13 protein-coding genes and 1 tRNA gene are annotated in these 17,668 nt (G+C 35.8%); all 14 read right to left on the bottom strand.

Annotated elements, in window-relative coordinates; translation table 11 throughout:
• Positions 1-36: 36 nt before the first annotated feature.
• Positions 37-579, bottom strand: coding sequence for a hypothetical protein (locus AM608_RS09850; RefSeq protein WP_053581621.1), 543 nt, complete (start codon positions 577-579; stop codon positions 37-39).
• Positions 576-917: a hypothetical protein gene (locus AM608_RS09845; RefSeq protein WP_053581620.1), complete on the bottom strand. Its 342-nt coding sequence runs from the start codon at positions 915-917 to the stop codon at positions 576-578. Before AM608_RS09845 ends, AM608_RS09850 begins: the two co-directional genes overlap by 4 nt.
• A gap of 83 nt (positions 918-1,000) precedes the next feature.
• Complete coding sequence (locus tag AM608_RS09840; protein ID WP_053581619.1) at positions 1,001-1,561, bottom strand: hypothetical protein; 561 nt, start codon at positions 1,559-1,561, stop codon at positions 1,001-1,003.
• 108 nt (positions 1,562-1,669) lie between these two features.
• Positions 1,670-2,227, bottom strand: coding sequence for a hypothetical protein (locus tag AM608_RS09835; RefSeq protein WP_053581618.1), 558 nt, complete (start codon positions 2,225-2,227; stop codon positions 1,670-1,672).
• A gap of 7 nt (positions 2,228-2,234) precedes the next feature.
• Positions 2,235-2,516, bottom strand: coding sequence for a hypothetical protein (locus tag AM608_RS09830; RefSeq protein ID WP_157466322.1), 282 nt, complete (start codon positions 2,514-2,516; stop codon positions 2,235-2,237).
• A 119-nt stretch (positions 2,517-2,635) separates the two neighbouring features.
• A complete protein-coding gene (locus AM608_RS09825) occupies positions 2,636-3,184 on the bottom strand; it encodes a hypothetical protein (protein WP_053581616.1) in 549 nt (182 codons plus the stop codon).
• Positions 3,185-3,191: 7 nt separating this feature from the next.
• On the bottom strand, positions 3,192-5,465 hold the full coding sequence (locus tag AM608_RS12630) for a hypothetical protein (RefSeq protein ID WP_053581615.1): 2,274 nt from the start codon (positions 5,463-5,465) through the stop codon (positions 3,192-3,194).
• Positions 5,466-5,530: 65 nt separating this feature from the next.
• A complete protein-coding gene (locus tag AM608_RS09815) occupies positions 5,531-6,241 on the bottom strand; it encodes a hypothetical protein (protein ID WP_053581614.1) in 711 nt (236 codons plus the stop codon).
• On the bottom strand, positions 6,238-8,724 hold the full coding sequence (locus AM608_RS12330) for a fibronectin type III domain-containing protein (RefSeq protein ID WP_216594883.1): 2,487 nt from the start codon (positions 8,722-8,724) through the stop codon (positions 6,238-6,240). The genes AM608_RS09815 and AM608_RS12330 overlap by 4 nt, the downstream gene beginning before the upstream one ends.
• Positions 8,725-8,739: 15 nt before the next feature.
• On the bottom strand, positions 8,740-10,791 hold the full coding sequence (locus AM608_RS09805; RefSeq protein WP_053581613.1) for a fibronectin type III domain-containing protein: 2,052 nt from the start codon (positions 10,789-10,791) through the stop codon (positions 8,740-8,742).
• A 6-nt stretch (positions 10,792-10,797) separates the two neighbouring features.
• Positions 10,798-15,249: a hypothetical protein gene (locus tag AM608_RS09800; RefSeq protein ID WP_053581612.1), complete on the bottom strand. Its 4,452-nt coding sequence runs from the start codon at positions 15,247-15,249 to the stop codon at positions 10,798-10,800.
• A 353-nt stretch (positions 15,250-15,602) separates the two neighbouring features.
• Positions 15,603-15,678 (bottom strand) — tRNA-His (locus AM608_RS09795).
• A 177-nt stretch (positions 15,679-15,855) separates the two neighbouring features.
• The gene (gene rfbC, locus AM608_RS09790; protein WP_053581611.1) at positions 15,856-16,404 is read right to left on the bottom strand and encodes a dTDP-4-dehydrorhamnose 3,5-epimerase; all 549 of its coding nucleotides are present in this window, start codon (positions 16,402-16,404) and stop codon (positions 15,856-15,858) included.
• Entirely contained in the window at positions 16,385-17,629 is a 1,245-nt protein-coding gene (locus AM608_RS09785; protein ID WP_009420422.1) for an alpha/beta hydrolase-fold protein, read from the bottom strand. The genes rfbC and AM608_RS09785 overlap by 20 nt, the downstream gene beginning before the upstream one ends.
• Between the last annotated feature and the right edge of the window lie 39 nt (positions 17,630-17,668).

Below are 17,668 nucleotides of genomic sequence, written 5' to 3'. Positions count from 1 at the left end.
GACAAGACGGAGGAACATTTATCTAAACATCAAACATCATTTTGATTCAAGATTCTTTTCATACTCCCATCGTCCCAATTCTTTTCTCTTTTCTAACTGGTGCAAGACTAACTTCTTTATTTTTATATCATTAGTCTCAGATGCCAATTTTTCTAAAGCTAAAAGACTCTCAGGCTGTGGTTGAGCTCCTATAGCATAAATGATTTTTTTTATATATGAATATTTAGAAATCTCATCTTGTAAATATTCAGGAATATTATTTATTGCTTTTAGTAAAATAGGTATATTCTCAATATTGTTATTCCATGTAAATTGAAATAGAGTAACTATATCTTCATTTTCTATATGCCATTTTTCACATAATAATTCCCTATTAATACCTTCAAATAAAGAAATATTATTTATAGGAACAAGTCTTAGATAACTAAGATATTCCTTATTTTTCAGTTTAATAGCTTCTAAATATTTTTGAAGTATAAAATTATCATTTTGATAATTTGGCAATTTCTTATAAAATTCGTTTAATGATATATCTGAGGAAGCAAAATCTAAGATAGTATCTTTTTCTATTTGTGTCATTTTTTAATAATTTTTATAAGTTGAAATTCAATTATATTATTATTGAATTGATTCAAACCTTTTCCTTGACCTAAAGCGATATTAATTTGTTTTGTATTTGAGTTTCTTAATGTTTCTACTTTAAAACGAGTGCGTGTTTGATTCCAATTTCCACCAATATCTTTTGCTGTAGGCATTTTCTCAAATTTTCTTTCAACTAAAGGGTTACCATCAGTAACACCTATTTCTCTTAGTTCATCAATAGTACCTCTTTTTACCTTAAACTGAACTAATATTCCTTCATAGCCTTCTGAAAAAGCCATATTAGGTGAGGTAGTAGCCTCTCCTGTAGCCCGCATTTTATTTGTTCAAAAGTTTATCTTAAACTTTTTGACTCATAAAAATAACTCCTTGACAAAAAGTACAATAGTTTAAACCCTAATCATCTATTCTTTTCATACTCCCATCGTCCTAATTCCTTTCGCTTTTCAAGCTGATGTAAAGCCAATTCCTTTATTTTTATATCATTAGTCTCAGATGCCAATTTTTCTAATGTTAAAAGACTCTCAGGCTGTGGTTGGGCACCTATAGCATAAATGATTTTTCGTATATAAGGATATTTAAAATCTTCTGGCTCTAAATACTTAGGAATATTTTTTAATGCTTTTAATAGAATAGGTATATTTTTTATATTATTATTATAAATAGATTGAAAAGCACTTACTATATTCTCGTGTTCATTATGGAAATTACATAGCAAGAACTCTTGGTATAAAGCTTCATAATCCTTTTCACTTAATCTTTTAGGTAATTCCCATAGAATAGAATTAAAAAATTGATTGTATCCTTCTTCATCTATACAATCTTTAACACTATATAACAAAGATCTCAATTCTTGAAAATTGGCTTTAAAATCTGTCTTTTTTTTAAAATCATTTGTGTCAATTTTCCAATGATACAAATCTTTTATTAACTCATAATCTTTTTGATTTATGTTCTTCATTTGTTTTGTTATGGCAAATTGTCGTTTTTCGTCGTAAACGTTTGCAAAACATCTCTACAATATGATGCAAAAACAACACTTGTGACGGCAAAGGTAATGGAGATAGTTTTAAACTTTGTCAATTGATTGTTCCCATCGTCCTAATTCCTTTCGCTTTTCTAGCTGATGTAAAGCCAATTCCTTTATTTTTATATCATTAGTCTCAGATGCCAATTTTTCTAATGCTAAAAGACTCTCAGGCTGTGGTTGAGCTCCTATAGCATAAATGATTTTTCGTATGTAAGGATATTTAAAATCTTCTGGCTCTAAATACTCAGGTATATTGTCTATTGCTTTTAATAGAATAGGTATGTTTTTGGTACTATTATTCCACATTGTTTGAAATAAATCAACAATATCTTCGTGGGAATTATGAAAATTCAATAAAAGCAATCTCCTTAAAGGTTCTTCGTTAGAAGAATTAAAACAATTTAACAACCAACCCGTTAGGATAACATTTTGTACTGTTTCTAAGTCCTTTTTTTCTACTAATGCATATATTGCATCATTAAATGATGATTTATCAATTTCTTTTTTTAGAAAAGCTTTCAATTCTTCATCATCTTTTATTTCCTCTGTAAAATAATATTTATCCATTATATTATTTATAATATCAACAGTTTGCATATTTCTCCTAATTTTTAATTTCTTTTACAAATCTAAACTCTAAGATATTATCATTAAATATTTTCAATGCTTCTCCTTTTCCAAGTGCAATATTCACTTGCCCTTTTTCAAGTTTAAATCTTGCATATTTTTCATTCCAAGGAGAAATGTCTTTCTTCAAAGTAGCGTGCAATTCTAATATATCAGGGTGATTCCCACTTGCTATACCTATGTTCTCTAATTTCTCAATAGTACCTCTTTTTACCTTAAACTGAACTAATATTCCTTCATAGCCTTCTGAAAAAGCCATATTAGGTGAAGTGGTAGTCTCTCCTGTAGCCCACATTTTATTTGTTCAAAAGTTTATCTTAAACTTTTTGACTCATAAAAATAACTCCTTGACAAAAAGTACAATAGTTTAAACCCTAATCATCTATTCTTTTCATACTCCCATCGTCCCAATTCTTTTCTCTTTTCTAACTGGTGCAAGGCTAACTTCTTTATTTTTATATCATTAGTCTCAGATGCCAATTTTTCTAATGCTAAAAGACTCTCAGGCTGTGGTTGAGCTCCTATAGCATAAATGATTTTTCGTATGTAAGGATATTTAAAATCTTCTGGCTCTAAATACTCAGGGATACTATCTATCGCTTTTGATAGAATGGGTATATTTTTGGTACTATTATTCCACATTGTTTGAAATAAATCAACAATATCTTCGTGGGAATTATGAAAATTCAATAAAAGCAATCTCCTTAAAGGTTCTTCGTTAGAGGGATTAAAACAATTTAACAACCACCCCGTTAGGATAACATTCCGAACATCTTCCAAACTTTTACCATCTTCCAATAATAAAATAGCTTCGTTAAAATCTTCAATACTTATACTGTTTTTTAACATTGTTAATCTTTCTTCTCTTGTAATTTTTTTTGAATAATACAAATTGAATATATTTGTAATCTTGTTTATATTTCTCATTTCATTGTTATTTTTTAATTTCTTTTACAAACTTAAACTCTAAGATATTATCATTAAAGATTTTCAATGCTTCTCCTTTTCCAAGTGCAATATTCACTTGTCCTTTTTCAAGTTTAAATCTTGCATATTTTTCATTCCAAGGAGAAATGTCTTTCTTCAAAGTAGCGTGCAATTCTAATATATCAGGGTGATTCCCACTTGCTATACCTATGTTCTCTAATTTCTCAATAGTACCTCTTTTTACCTTAAACTGAACTAATATTCCTTCATAGCCTTCTGAAAAAGCCATATTAGGTGAAGTGGTAGTCTCTCCTGTAGCCCGTATTTTATTTGTTCTTAAAAGTTCATCATAATGTTCTTTAGACATAGTGCGATAAAACACTTCTCCATTTTCATAAACTTCATAATCTCCTATCTTCTTAATAAACTTACCTAAATTAAGTTTTTCAACTAACTTAGAGATACTCTTTCCTGCAATTCTTGTAACTTCCTCAGCAATGTTATTAGGTAAAGTTATTCTATTTCTATTAGCACTTTCTAATGTTTCTTGGGCTAATTGTTGGATTTCTCTACTTGTATAAATATCTGCGGATAAAGTAATTGCATTTATAGCGAATATTAATTGTCTGAGTTTCTGGCAAACTTCCTCATTTTCGCAACCCTCACTATAGGTTAAGAAAATATCAGCAGTAGCACTTCCTACTTCAACTCCTCCAATAACTGTTTTAAGTTTCCTATACGCTTGAGGAACTTCCTGTATACCTTTTAAACTATTTAAGCCAATTACAAAAGAATATGTATCAATATAACCTGATAAATAATTGAAAAAGGCATCAGAATTCCTTTGGTTTAACAAAATATAGGCAACAAAAGCAGGAATTCGTTTGTTTTCTAATTTTAAATTATCCTTATCAACTACTATGTAATCTAAGGCTTCAAAAGCTGCTGCAGATAAAGTTTTATCTGTTGTAAGTCCTACTTTAGGGGTAGCATACTGTAAATCAAAATAAATCTTTCCTTTTTCTATTTTTAAGATATGAGCATCAAACTTCCCTTTCTTGACTACAATATCCTGTTTTGCTTCTTCTTTAAAAGGAGTCCTTCCCCAAATTCTTAAAATCTCATTTATAAGGCGTTTTCTATTGTCTTCTCTACCTCCAAAGATAGAAGAATCGTCTAAACTATAAGCTAAGTCAGCCAATAATTTGTCTTCTGTTGAAAGTTTGGTTAAAAATTCTTTTTCTTGACCTTCTGGAATATTGTGCAAAATATCCAAGATTAAATCCTCTTCTGCTTCGCGAGAACTTCTTTTTATAAGAGCCTTTATAAGACCGATTCGTTCTTGTGGCGTAAAGTGAGCTAATCCACAAATAGCACTATTTTTGAGTTGTTCAAACTCTGTATCATCTATTTTACCATCTTCTAAGTAACCCCCAGTAACACTAACTTCCTCTAAATAGACAATATCATCTTTTGAACTATCTAGTACAGAACTTTGTTGATTTGAAGCTACTTGAGAAAGAGGTTCTCCTGACAAATAATCGGCAAAGGAATAGTTATCTGTCCCTGCTGAAGTATGTGTAGTCAGAATTTGTAACTTCCCAAAATCATATTGAGTGAAAGCTCCCATTCCAGGTGGGGTGGCTGTACCTCCTATTATTTCTTTTGGGAAATTCCATTTTCTATTCTTACTAATTAAGAACTTAACAGAAACTTTATAAGATGAACGACCTCTTAAACTTACTTGATAAACACGACTTTCAAAGCTATCGTTAGGCAATAAATCATCAAAATATTTTAAATCACTATCTGAGATAGGCTTGTAGTTCTTTTCAGAAAGATAGTAACAACGTATCTGTTGTAATATTTTGCTTACTAACCATTTTCCTTTATATTCACCCTCTTTTTGTCCTTGGAAGGCGTATAACTTCACTTTAGGGTCGTTGATTTGCTTCCAATCGCGGTAGAAGAAGTCTTGCCCATCATTGTAATCCATTAGAGCAGAGGTTTTACCTTTATCGGCATTTTTACCTTTGAAAGGGTGTTCGAGTTTGAAGATGCCGTGCCCCAGTTCGTGGGCTATGGTGCGGGCATTGGTGCTGTAAACAAAGCCGTATTGCCCACCTAATCGCATATAGCCGTGATTGCCAGTGCCGTCGTTTACCAAAAAGATGTAATAGGTGTTCTCTTTTGGCTTTCTGTTGGTTGTAAATTTAGCGATGACTGCGTTTTGTTCAGGACTATAAGTAGAAAGGTCGCCAAACTCGTTTTCTGTGGGCAAAGTGCCGTTTTTGAGTTGGTCACTAATATCAAAGGGTTCAATATGTCAAAGAACGTGAAAAAAAATTAATCTAAACATTCTAAATCCTCTATATTGTAATAACAAAGATTTATTAGAAAGGTATCTTTATTATTCTTATACATATCCTTAAATGTTTGGTAGATAATATCTTTACTATAATTACTAAAAGTTGAATTAATAAACTTTATATTGTTAGCTTGGATTAGTAAATAAGTGTGTTGTGTAAAATAGTCCTCGACGAAAATTTTACACGGTTTGCAGTCGATTTTATTAGCGTATTGTAACTGAATTTTATTTGTGTTTAGGGGGTCAGTTGCTATAAAAGAGTTCCCGTTGAGTTTATAAATTATATTTTCTTTGTAATCAAAATACTCTTTAAAATTAAAGTTTATAAATATATTCTTTTTAAAAAACAAGTATTTAAAAAAGGTTAAGTCACTATTTCTTACAGTTTCTCCCTCATTAGTTCTAAACCAAATAAATGTTACATTTTCTTTATCATCTTTTTGCAAACGAAGTTTACCTTCTTTTAAAAGATGGTAAATCCTATTATCTTTTTTCTGCATTACTTTTAAAAAAGTTTCATATGAGGGATTGCCTCCTTGACTTGCATAAAGATCATTATAATTTTTGTATAATAAACTATTTTCTATATAAATAACATTAAATTGTACATCTAAGAATTCAATATATTTAACTATGAAAAAAGCTATTATTAATATAATAGAGCTATATGTAATTATTCTTTTCTTCATTTTTTCACCTTCCTAAGGATTAGATTATAAAAATTAGTTTTATGGATCTTATCATATTCTTTTATCACATTCTCTTTAGTCTCATTCTTGTTTTTGATATAATAGTATTTCCAAACTAAATCAATATCATCTTTTGAACTGAAAATTAATTTCGCTGTATAAATATTTTTGTCATTTAGGAACCATATTTGGTTTGTCTCTTTTGCGTTATAGGTTAAATTACCTGCTTTTAGTTCGACACAGCATATATTAAATTCTTCTTTAGGTTTTATCTTAATCTCTCCTGTATAGTTTATTTTTTTTCCATTAATCACTATAGCATCTGCATATGAATAGGTGTTATAAAAACCTAATGCTTCCATAGAAGATTTATAAGTTCTTCTTGGTATTTGCTCATATATCTTTTCAAAATAACCATTTTTACTTCTGATTTCAATCTTTTTCTCTAATCCCAAACAGATATTAACTTTTATTGCTTCTGTAGAAGCTACACCTGTACGAAAGTATTCTTCCCACTTCTTTATTGAATCTTCAGCTTCCTTTCTCCCAACATTTTGAGCTATCTGAACTAATGCATCAAGAAAAAGTTTAGGATTTTGACAATCAGGACAATTAGCAATAAAATCATCTATTAACTTTCTAATTTCATCTTCCTTTTTTAAAAGTTTTTCTATTGTTTCAGTTTGTCTTGCATTAATCTTTTTTGTATTCTCTAAGTCTCTTTTACCAACACTATTCCCTGCAAAACTTTTTCGCTGTTGAAGTTCCTTCAGTTCATTAACTTCTTCTTTTGTTATTAAAGGGTGTTTCTCTGTAAAACTTTCTACATCATTATAAACCGATAATGTTTTCTCCCATTGAGAGATATTCTCTTTAGTTTTTTTGTCATATTCTTCTTTGTCTATTTTATTTTCAGAAAACTGCTTTTCTAACTTTTCTTGATTCTGAACTATCTCCTCTTGTTGCTTGCCTACATTCTTTAATGAATTTATAGCGTCACTAAGTGTTTTAATAATAGGCACTTCCACCACATTCCTCTCCGTCTCATCATAAGTCGTTACTAACTTCCCCTCTATGAGTTGCCGTTCGGTGTTGAGCTTAATGCCGTTAAACACTACCTTTATCTTAGTGTCTTGCAAATAAGGTACTTTCACATAGCCTTCACCTGAGTATATGCCATTGTTACCCGTAGCGTTGAGCACCGTTACCGGGAAATCACCTGCTGTAAAGGTGGTGTTAGGATACAGATTGTCTTGTAGTGGGTTAGTGTTCTTGATGCGTATTTCGGGTTTTACCCCACATTGCACTTGGCTCTTTTCGTCTATCTGCTCGGTGGTAGTGAACTCCTGTTCGGTGCTATACATATAGCTCTCTTCACCAAATACCGAGCTACTATAGGCTATTTCTAAGCCACAGGCTACACCCACTTTGTAGATGTAGGTGCGTCCCCGTTTGAGTCCTGTAACTTTGGCATAGGGCATACTCACCTTTTGCGATTTCCACGTCTTGCCCTTCTCGCGGTACATCACCTTGTACGGGTACTCTTGGTTGGGTATCATCGCCTGAGCACTCCAGCGCAGTTGTGCCGAGGTGCTCTCGGTTATCGCTGTGAGGAACTTCGGCGCTTCACAATGAGAGACTAAATCAAAGTAAAATGTCTCGGAGTTGCCGTTGTTTTTAAAGTACGACTGTTCGTTAGGGTTATTGGGGTTATTTGTAAAAGCTCGTACCTGCCATACGTAGCGCTTGTTTTCCAATAGGATTGGCATCATATTAGTGTATGCCAAAGCTGGTGAAAAGGTTTTAGTTTGGTACACCAATCGTCCCGTCATAAACGCCTCTTCTGGCACCAATGCCAAGTCCCATACTTCTTTGAGGGTGAACTCGTACTGCATAAAGGGGGCTACATCGCGAGGCATCCATTGGAAAACAATATGCTGAAAAGCGTTCTTTTTGGTGAGCACTTCTCCTTTTTGAGGCATCGTAAGCACAGGGGGTGAGTAGCGGCGCACTTGTATCATCGCGCGTCCTTTGTTGGATACGGGGCGTCCAGTAGCTACGTCGTAAAGCGACAAGCCAATAAAATAAGTACCCTCAGGAAGTAGTCCGTTATAAGTCGCCTCATTAATACCGTAGAGATTCTCGTAGCGCAACAGACTTTTAAAATCTATATTGGTAAGTGTGCGTCGTACACCTGGGGAGAGGTTTACCAAATAGGGAGTAATATAGTCGGGTGTTTGCGCGATGGTTTGTCCTTGGAAGTCCTCTAACGAGAAGCGGAGCACAAAGGGGCGTCCGCCGGTAGAGAGGTCTTTAAGCAGAAAGTGTGCTTGTATCTTCTGTTCAAAGGTGTCGGCATACCCTCTCAGACTCTGTGGATAGGGCGGAGTAACAAACACTTGCACGTCCACAGGGTACTGCTGAGCTTGCAGAGTGAAACTCAGCAAGGTGAAGAAAAAGAGTATGTAACGACGTAAGAACATAGTAATTATGGATTGTTAATTATTAATTGTTTTGACTTCTATTTTTTCAGTAGGGGTAGGTGAATTGTCTTTTAAAATGACTTTAAAAAGGTAGAGATAAGTGTTATCAGGTTGTATGTCGGTATCTTCAACTGAGGTAACAGGCGTAGTAAGACTACGCCACAACATAGGTTTATCTCCATTGATAGCCTTGTAAATTATCATTTCATTAAAGCCATCTTTTATAGGTAACCACTGCAAAGTAACTTTCCCTTTTTTAACACGACTTTGAAGTCCTCGTAATACCCTATCATCAGTTTTAGGTTTGTGATTGATTTGTATTACAGGCGAATAGTCAGAAAAGTTATTGTTATGGTCTTTTGCACGTACGCTATACTCATAAACTCCTGATACATTAGGAGGAACCGTATAAGTATAGGTTTCTTTTTTACTATTATTTTCAGAGTGAATGAGTTTCCAATCGGTAGCTCCTTTTTCTCTTCGGTAGAGCAAATATTGGGTTACATCGTCACTAAAGCTCTTACGCCAAGTAAGTTTCCACCCACTTTTGTCATCAGTATACTCAGTGAAAATAGGGGTGGTGGGAGGAACTTTATCGGGTTTAGTGAGTTCTAGCAATACGGAGGGAGCAGACTCATTCTTACGAAAATCGATAGCAGTTACCCAATAATATACTTTAGCATTCAAACTTTTGAGAACTACGGTATCTTTAAGGGAGGTATCGGTTATATGAGAGCCTGTGATACGCATCATCTCTTCACCTTTTTGGTTACCTCTAAATACGTAATACCCCATTAGGTCGGCATCAGTATTGGCTTTCCATTGCAAAGTTACGACCCCTAAAGTATCTATAGTCCCTGTGAGTTGTTGTACCCTTTCAGGAGGGGTTTCGTCATCGGGCTGTACTAACATCGCGAATGAATCGAAAGTAATACCATTTTTGGCATACGTGCGCACCTTGTAGTAATTAGAGGGCATTGTAGGGGTTATAAGTATTTGTCTGTCACTTATAGCAATAGGAGTTTTTATCTCTTTATAAGCCTTGTCGTCAGGCGAGTGCAAGAGAGAAAAGTGTGTAATCTCATTCTCATTTTCCTTAGAGAAATCCCAACGCAAGCGGTATTGCTTTTCGTCTATAGGAACTACCTCAGTAAGTTGTGCTATTTGCGTAATAGCCTTAATACCTTTGCCTTTTATCTCTTGAGAATACGGACTATAAGTTCCAAAGATTGTTTTTCCTTTTAGGCGATAGCGGTACTCCTTATCATTCTGAGCTAATGAATCTACATAAATCATCGCTGAGGAACGACTATTCTGATTCATATTCACCACGGGGTGTTCAGTTATTGGAGCAAAAGGAGCGTCGCCTTCAGCCTTTTCAATAAAGTAATAACTATAGAGTTGGCTAAGAGTTTGATAGTCCCACGTGAGGGTTACTTTCCTATCTTCAAAATGTCCTCTAAAACCGAAAGGAGCTGGTAATTCTTGAAAATCTTTGAGCCCTGCTACTACCCCTCCTTCTTTTACGCTAAGCTTATCATTAGGCAATAGTTTTACCTTATAAAGATAATTTTCATTGGGTAACACCTCGTTGTCTACATATCCCCAACCTGCAAAACAAGCTACCGAGAAGTCTAAATCGGCTGCCATTAGAGCAAAAGAAAAACGGTCGTCTATTTCGCGTGCTTTATTGGCAATGCCTTCTATGGGGTTTTGGTTATTAGAAATTTCCGTTTCAAAGGTTTCTCCATAAATAGCTTGTGCTACAATAGCTGCATTATCGTTCTTTTCTACCCATTCTTGCCACTTTTCTAACGGAGGAGTTTTGAATGTGCCTAATACTTTTATCTCGGGAGTAGCGAGCACTTTACCATTGCGAAGATATGTAGTCCGTTCCAACTGAAAACCTATATTATTGGCTTTCTGCCACGCTACAGGAGCATCTACTGCCCAACGTAAGGCAATGCTGTTTTTTCGTACCTCCTTGCTCATTTGCAAAGAAGAATTTTCTTGTGAAAAGACAAGAAAAGTAATGCTATATATAACTATAAATAAAACTCGTTTCATTTTCTCTTAAAACTTATATTTGTAAGGTGTTTCGGAAGTAATCTTCCCATCAGGCAATCGGTATTTTAACACTGCTTTGTAGTTCTTAGTAGGAAGCACAGGAAAATAGAGCTCCATAAACTCATTGTACAAAGGATTTTTAGCCAGTTCATTTAAATGATTGGCAAAATAATAATGTTGGGCATCCCAGTCTCTTTGATAATACATAAACACATCATATCGATAAGGGAATACCCGTTTTACATCATAACTATTCCATTTCAGTTCCTCAGGATAAAACGGAAAAACAGTGATAGCCTCTTTAGGAGGATAGCCTACGGTGTTAGTATCTCTGCTAAACCAAGGTTGTCCTTGAGGGTTATTGTATAAATATTTAGTAAATAAAGCGTCAAACTTATCATCTAATACGGCTTCAGCTTTTATGAGAGGAATTCCTGAATAAGTGGTGCCTATGAGTTCGCTCTCTTCAAAGGGCTCATCAGTATTCATATCGTTCTGTAGCAAGGCAACTGCCGAGTTGTATTTTATCCATAAGTGCTCAATTTTGAATTTTTTCATCTTGTCGCTCAGGCGCTCGTATTTACTAGTGTTAAATTGGTACGACAAACGTTCAAAGCCTCCTCTATCCACATTGGCTTGTGCTTTCTTGTTTTCAAAGGTGTAAGAAGTTTCATCTTCTCCTTTGTCAAAATCACCTTCTGAAACTTTAATGTTATTTTTCTTCTGCTGTGTTTTACCTGTGGCACTTACTTTTGCCCCTTGCTTACTATAGCTCACAATAGAAAGCCCATATTTAGTAGCTTTCGAGAGTTTAGGCATTGTAAAGGAGACTTTGTTCTCTGCTTTTAAGTAAGTCGGGTTGAGCTCAAGAGTTTTTCCTCCTCCTTCGGGCTCTATAAACAAGCGGGTATTCCAATGCGCATCCTCAAACAAATAAGACTGTCCTTGCTTTAACTGCACAAAGCCCTCATTACTTTCTCCTATGAAATAATTCTTTTGGTCTAACACAGGATAAGCGTATTTTATATTCTTATTAGGGATATACTCAGGTGCTTCGCCTGTAGTAAAGGTTCGCTCTTCGGTTTCTACGGCTTTTTTACCATCTACCATCACAGTCTGGTAACTTCCCCCTTTAAGTTCTTTAAAGCTTACACTTACTACTGCTTTTAGTTTTTGATGAGAAGGAAGCACCTCTCTTGGGGTGAAGTTGAGTTCATCCTGACTCTTGCCATAAGTTAGTTTCCCTTCTATGGTATTCCCTTGCGCATCGAGTACTTCAAATTTTTCTAAGTTCACGATATACGTATGGTCGCGGTCGTCTTCGGGAATTACAATAGGTTTCTCTAATTCTAAGTTGAAAGTAGCTTGAGGAGAGAGGAAGACATCTACCCCTTCACTACGGTCAGAAGGGGATACATCCGAGATAATTTTCATACCTCCTAACACTTGATCGCTTGCCAATTCACATTGTTCACCAAATTCCATTTTCAAACGGAAGCGACCTTTTACCAATCCGCCGAGGACATTGTAGTAGCCACCTAAATAACCTCGTGCCCAGAAAGGATTAGGTCCTGACCCTTGTAGTAAAGCTGCTACCCCTGCACTAAGTATTGGGATACGTTTGCGAATGAAGAACAGTTTTATTTTAATACCTAATTCTCCTTGTAAGTAAACATACGTTTGTCCGTTAGCATACCATCCATTGATACCCAGTTCTCCGCTTCTGCCCTTGCAATGGGCATTGCCGTAATTCTTTAACATTAAGTCTGAACCAAAGCCAGCGGCGAAACTTGCGTAGAGGAAACCTACATCAAATTTAGTATCGAAGTTCAAATGCGCTCCAAAAGCAAAACCTTTGCCTTCTTTTATCTGGTTAAGACTCTTCATATAACCGATCTCGTCAGGATTGAGTTTTAGTATTTCGGCTACCTTCGCAGGAGGCTGAGGTGCTTCGCCTATTTTAGTACCCACCATAAAGTAGGTTTGCGCTTTGATATTTAGGAAATCACCAAAGCCCACTTGTAATCCCATCATCTCACGAGTAGTCCCCAAGTGATAATACCAATCTTGTGGGTCTATATGCAATACTGCGCGTCCTGCTAAGCCACTATTGCCAGTCCCTCGTATTACTCCACCTGCTACATTCACGTATACTTCCATATTAGAGTGATAGGCTTTTTGGGCAAAGTCGTAACTCACATTTAGCTGTGCAAAGATAGGCGCTTTTTTGCTTTCATTGCTTTTATCTATGGTAAAATCATCAGGGATATCTGCTTTCCCTGAGTTGTCTAAATATTTGTATTTCTCATTTTTAGCCAACTCTTCCATTTTTACTACTTTTTGCACATTGTCAGCAAAGCCTTTTTGTACAGTAGCAAACGGATTGGATAGCTTATCTTGTAAAGCGTACATTACCGTTGCATTGCCATAAAAACCAATTTTTGAGAGACCTCCTCCTTTATAGGTTTGAATGTCTAACAAGGCTATAAAGGAAATCACTCTTTTGTCCTGAAAAGCTCCTAATACTCCTGCTTTGAGTCCTAACCCTATCTTTTCATCGGGAACTAACGAAAAGGCTTCTAATGCCTCTTTATCTTTAGGATTCCCCAAAGGACGCATTTGGTAATACGCTCCTCCTATAAATCCTGTTATTTTTACGTATTGGGTGTTGATATTTAGTCCATCTACCATAGCTTCAAAACCCCAATAGCGGAAGTCCTTACTACCAAATACAGCGTTAGCATTTACATCTACATCTAAAGATGTAATCTTGGTTGAAAGTTTTGCCTTAAATCCATTGCCGTACACTGGGTCGTTCTTCATTAGGTTTAACTCTCCACTTACTTTAGCTACTACTATATCTACATCCTCCAATTTGAGTCGGTTGATTTCAAATTTGTCGTAACTCCAGTGTTCATCGGTATTTTTAGCGTAGATATTAAAATCACCTTCGGCTGAAAACTTATCTTTTTGTAAGCCCACCCGTATACCGAAATGTAATTGGGCTCGTTCTTCTCTAAAAGCCACACTTACATCTTTGATACTCACAGGAAAGCCTGCTATTTTCTGTTCTCCTTCACAGCCAAAATACTCAGCTGATATGTAAGGTGCTTGTGTTTGTAAGGTGAATTTTTGGAAGTTAATACCTTCTAACCTATAAAGGTTTTTATCGCTCTTAGGAGCTTCTAAAACCATCGAGCCATCAAGTACTACTTTAGGAAGAAATTCTTTATTTTTTACTTGCAATTCAACATAAGAAGAAGGGAGAATTACAGCCTTTGCTTTCCACATATCAAAGGAAATAGAGTCTAACGACGAAACGCGAAGCATATAGTTATCTTCAGAAAAACTACCGTCAAAATGAATCCCGCGTGAATCGTCTTTCTCTATCGGAATCCTAAAAGCCCCTGAGAGAGCCCCTCCTTTGAGTTTGGAAGCTACAAAATCAGCTTGTATATGGTGTATGGCATATTTCCAACCTTTCTTTTTATCCTCTGACGTACGTCCTTCTTTAAAGCTAATGATATTGTCTGCCGATAAGCTCCCCGAAAAACCATACGCGTCCAAAAGGAAGTTAGTCGCCTTTAAACTTACTCTCCCTCCTGTTTTTTTGAACTCTTCAGGCAAGGTAACCGTGAGTTCTTGTATATAAAAACCTCGCCAACTCTCTTGTCCTGCTACTAAATACTCGTCATATCCTTGAGGGAATACCATTGCTGGAGCATTACTAGTATCACTCATATCCAAGACCATTCGCTCAGGGTGAAAGATAAAAGCTCCTTTATCTTTGTTTTGTATCTGCCTTGTAAGGGCAAAAGCAGGTAGTTTAAGCTCTACTAACAAGTTGTTAAAATCTTCAGCTTCTATAGCTACCTCACTTTCTACATAGCCATTGGCTATAGGTTGTAACTTATTGTCAACTGGTACTATAAGTTCATTAGAGATGCGTATTATCCCTCTTAAAGCAATTTTTTTCAATCCGTTACAATCTACCTCCACGTATGTTTGGTCGTCTACCGTTTCCCCTTTTACATTTCTACCTCCTTTGAGTAAAAACGACCAGTTTTTGGTATTACTAAGGGTTACATCACCCAATAACGACAAGTGTACATCGCCTACTAACTGACCTTCATACGAAAAAGGAATTTCAGTAGCTCCAAAGTACAGTTTCCGTTTGCCTGAAGGATTTTGGGTGTCAGGGAAAGTAATACGAGCGTAAATATTTACCCTCGTTTCGTTAGGAGAAAAAGTAGCTTTGGTAACCATCATTGCATACTCTACCCCATTTTTATTTTCCCTAATTCCCACAGGAAGTTCTGTAATATCTTGGATTTGGTTTACCCAATGGGTCTTATTTTCTAATGAAGTGAAATTTTCTTGCTCTTGTGCCCTTAAACCACCATAGCACAATAGCAAAAGTAGTAAATAAATGCTTCTTATCTTCATAGCAATAGTCATTTTAAAGCTACAAAAGTAAATATTATTTTTCGAATTAGCAACTTTATTTATATCAAAAGCAAAAATGCACTTATATCCATCAGTGAATAGAGGTTTATTTTAACATCATTTCGATATATAATACTGATTTATAATAGTTGTGTTTACATTGTAATCTGTGCGAGACTTTCAGGTAGCTTGTCTCCTATTTGTTTGATTTGTGAAGATTTGTAAGATTTCTGTAGCGTAAGCTACACTTTCCTTACGTCGAACTTACGCTAATTAATAAAAAGCTAAAAGTCACTTTTTAGAAATATACTAGCTTTGTATAAGCCATAAAAAAAGCGCCTTAAAAGGCGCTTTTTTTATCAATAGGGTGGAATATGGGGCTCGAACCCACGACCTTCGGAACCACAATCCGACGCTCTAACCAACTGAGCTAAGACCACCGTCTGTATTTTCGGGTGCAAAAGTAACTCCTTTTTCCCAATCTACCAAATATTTAGACAACTATTTTTTAGCTAAGTGTTAAGTGTTAAGTGTTAGGAACATTTAGCTCTTTGATTTTCAATCTCTTTTCTCCTTTCACTCACATACCCAGTTACAAGCCCTCACTGGCTTTACATTTTATCTTTTACCTTTTACCTCTACCAGTAATGGCGCTTTCTTGTCTTTCTCCGAAAGTTGTATCACCTCAGCTGGTAGTCGCCAATCAATACCTATGGTAGGGTCGTCCCAGCGCACACTACCCTCACTCTCGGGAGCGTAGTAATTGTCGCATTTGTATTGAAAAATAGCTTCTTCGCTCAATACAGCAAAACCGTGAGCAAAACCTCTCGGGATAAAAAACTGGCGCTTGTTTTCTTCGTTTAGTATCACAGACTCATACTGTCCAAAGGTAGGTGAGTCTTCTCGCAAATCCACTGCTACATCAAGTACTTCTCCTTTTACCACTCTCACCAATTTAGCCTGTGCAAAAGGTGGTTTCTGAAAGTGTAATCCGCGCAATACCCCATAGGTCGATTGCGATTCGTTGTCTTGTACAAATACAGTGGGGCTTACTAACTCATTAAATCGCTGTTGCGAGAACGATTCAAAAAAGTAACCTCTTCCGTCAAAAAACACCTGTGGCTCAATAATCACCACGCCTTCTATCTTAGTTCTGATTACTTTCATCGGTAGGATTTTGTTCTTCTTGTGCAGGAGCTACTTCTTCTGCTGGCTCTATAGGTTCTACTACTTTTGTGCGTTTGCTCTTGCGTTTAGTGGCTTGCAAATGCGTGATACGTTCATTTATCAAGTCTCCTGTGATGAAATCTATATTAGGCTCAGTATACGCTTTCTGATAGGTTTTCAGTGCTTTTTTATCATCGCCCATCTTTTCGTAATATTCAGCTAAAAAGAAGTTGGGCATAGCAGTTTTTAAGTAGCCATTGCTCTCTACGTATTTTGCTAATTTCTTAAGCGATTCCCAGTCTTGCGACGAATTAATAGCTGTATAAGTAGCCATCACATCGTTTAGTATAGGCACTTTCTTTACGCCTAACTGTTTATAAATAGTGTTATATTTGTTCTCCAAATATTCATAAATTCCCGTTTCAAGAGTCTCCATTTGGGTCTTAAACTCCTTGCCTCCTATGGGTTTATAAATGTCAAAACACATATCAAGTGCCTGTGCTATCCCCTGCAATTTAGCAGCGTTTACTGAGCTTCCTTTAAAATCAACAAAGTGATATTCTACCGATTCGTGCACGGGCGCCGAGCGCATCGCTCTTTCAAACTGAATTGCCTTGTCGTACACCACTTTGTTTTCCACATCAGCAGTAGCCATATAGTAAAATAAACGGTTAGGTACTCCCGCTGCCAAAGCGTGCGAAAACTCTTCTCCCATACGTGGAAGAGCCACTGGATTAAGGCTTACTATCATATTAAAAGTAGGTTTTTTCTCGGCAAGCATATAGTAATTAGCCAAAAAACCCGCCTCTTCCGAAGCAATAACCCCTTTTAGGTCAGCTATTGGGTATTTCCCTTGTATGTAAGGCACTAATTCTGCCGATACAAACTCAAAGAAACGAGCCGACTCATTAATAGGGCGACCCACCTCTTCTACCACCGTTACATCTTCTTGTTTGGGTTCATACACACCCACTACTATACACTTAGGCATTTCACCAAACTGTTCGTAATAACGCACCATCGAAACAACAGGCTCCATCAGCGTTTCGGCATTGAGCACTACTATCAGCGGATATGCCTGTCTATCCGTGTACTTTTCAGGCTTGTAGATACCTATCTTCTGTTTTCTATTGAGTCTCCCTGACGAAAAAGTCTCCGAAATAACCTGTGAAAACGCACTTTGTAAGGTTACCAAAGCGATAACGATTGTAAGAAATTTCTTCATTTTTTTATAGTATTTACTTTATTTTAAACGCACAAATGA

Origin of the sequence: Capnocytophaga sp. oral taxon 323, from assembly GCF_001278825.1 — a bacterium.
GTDB lineage: Bacteria > Bacteroidota > Bacteroidia > Flavobacteriales > Flavobacteriaceae > Capnocytophaga > Capnocytophaga ochracea.
Note: the sequence above shows the minus strand (reverse complement) of the source record. Positions and strands in the feature narration are given on the sequence as shown.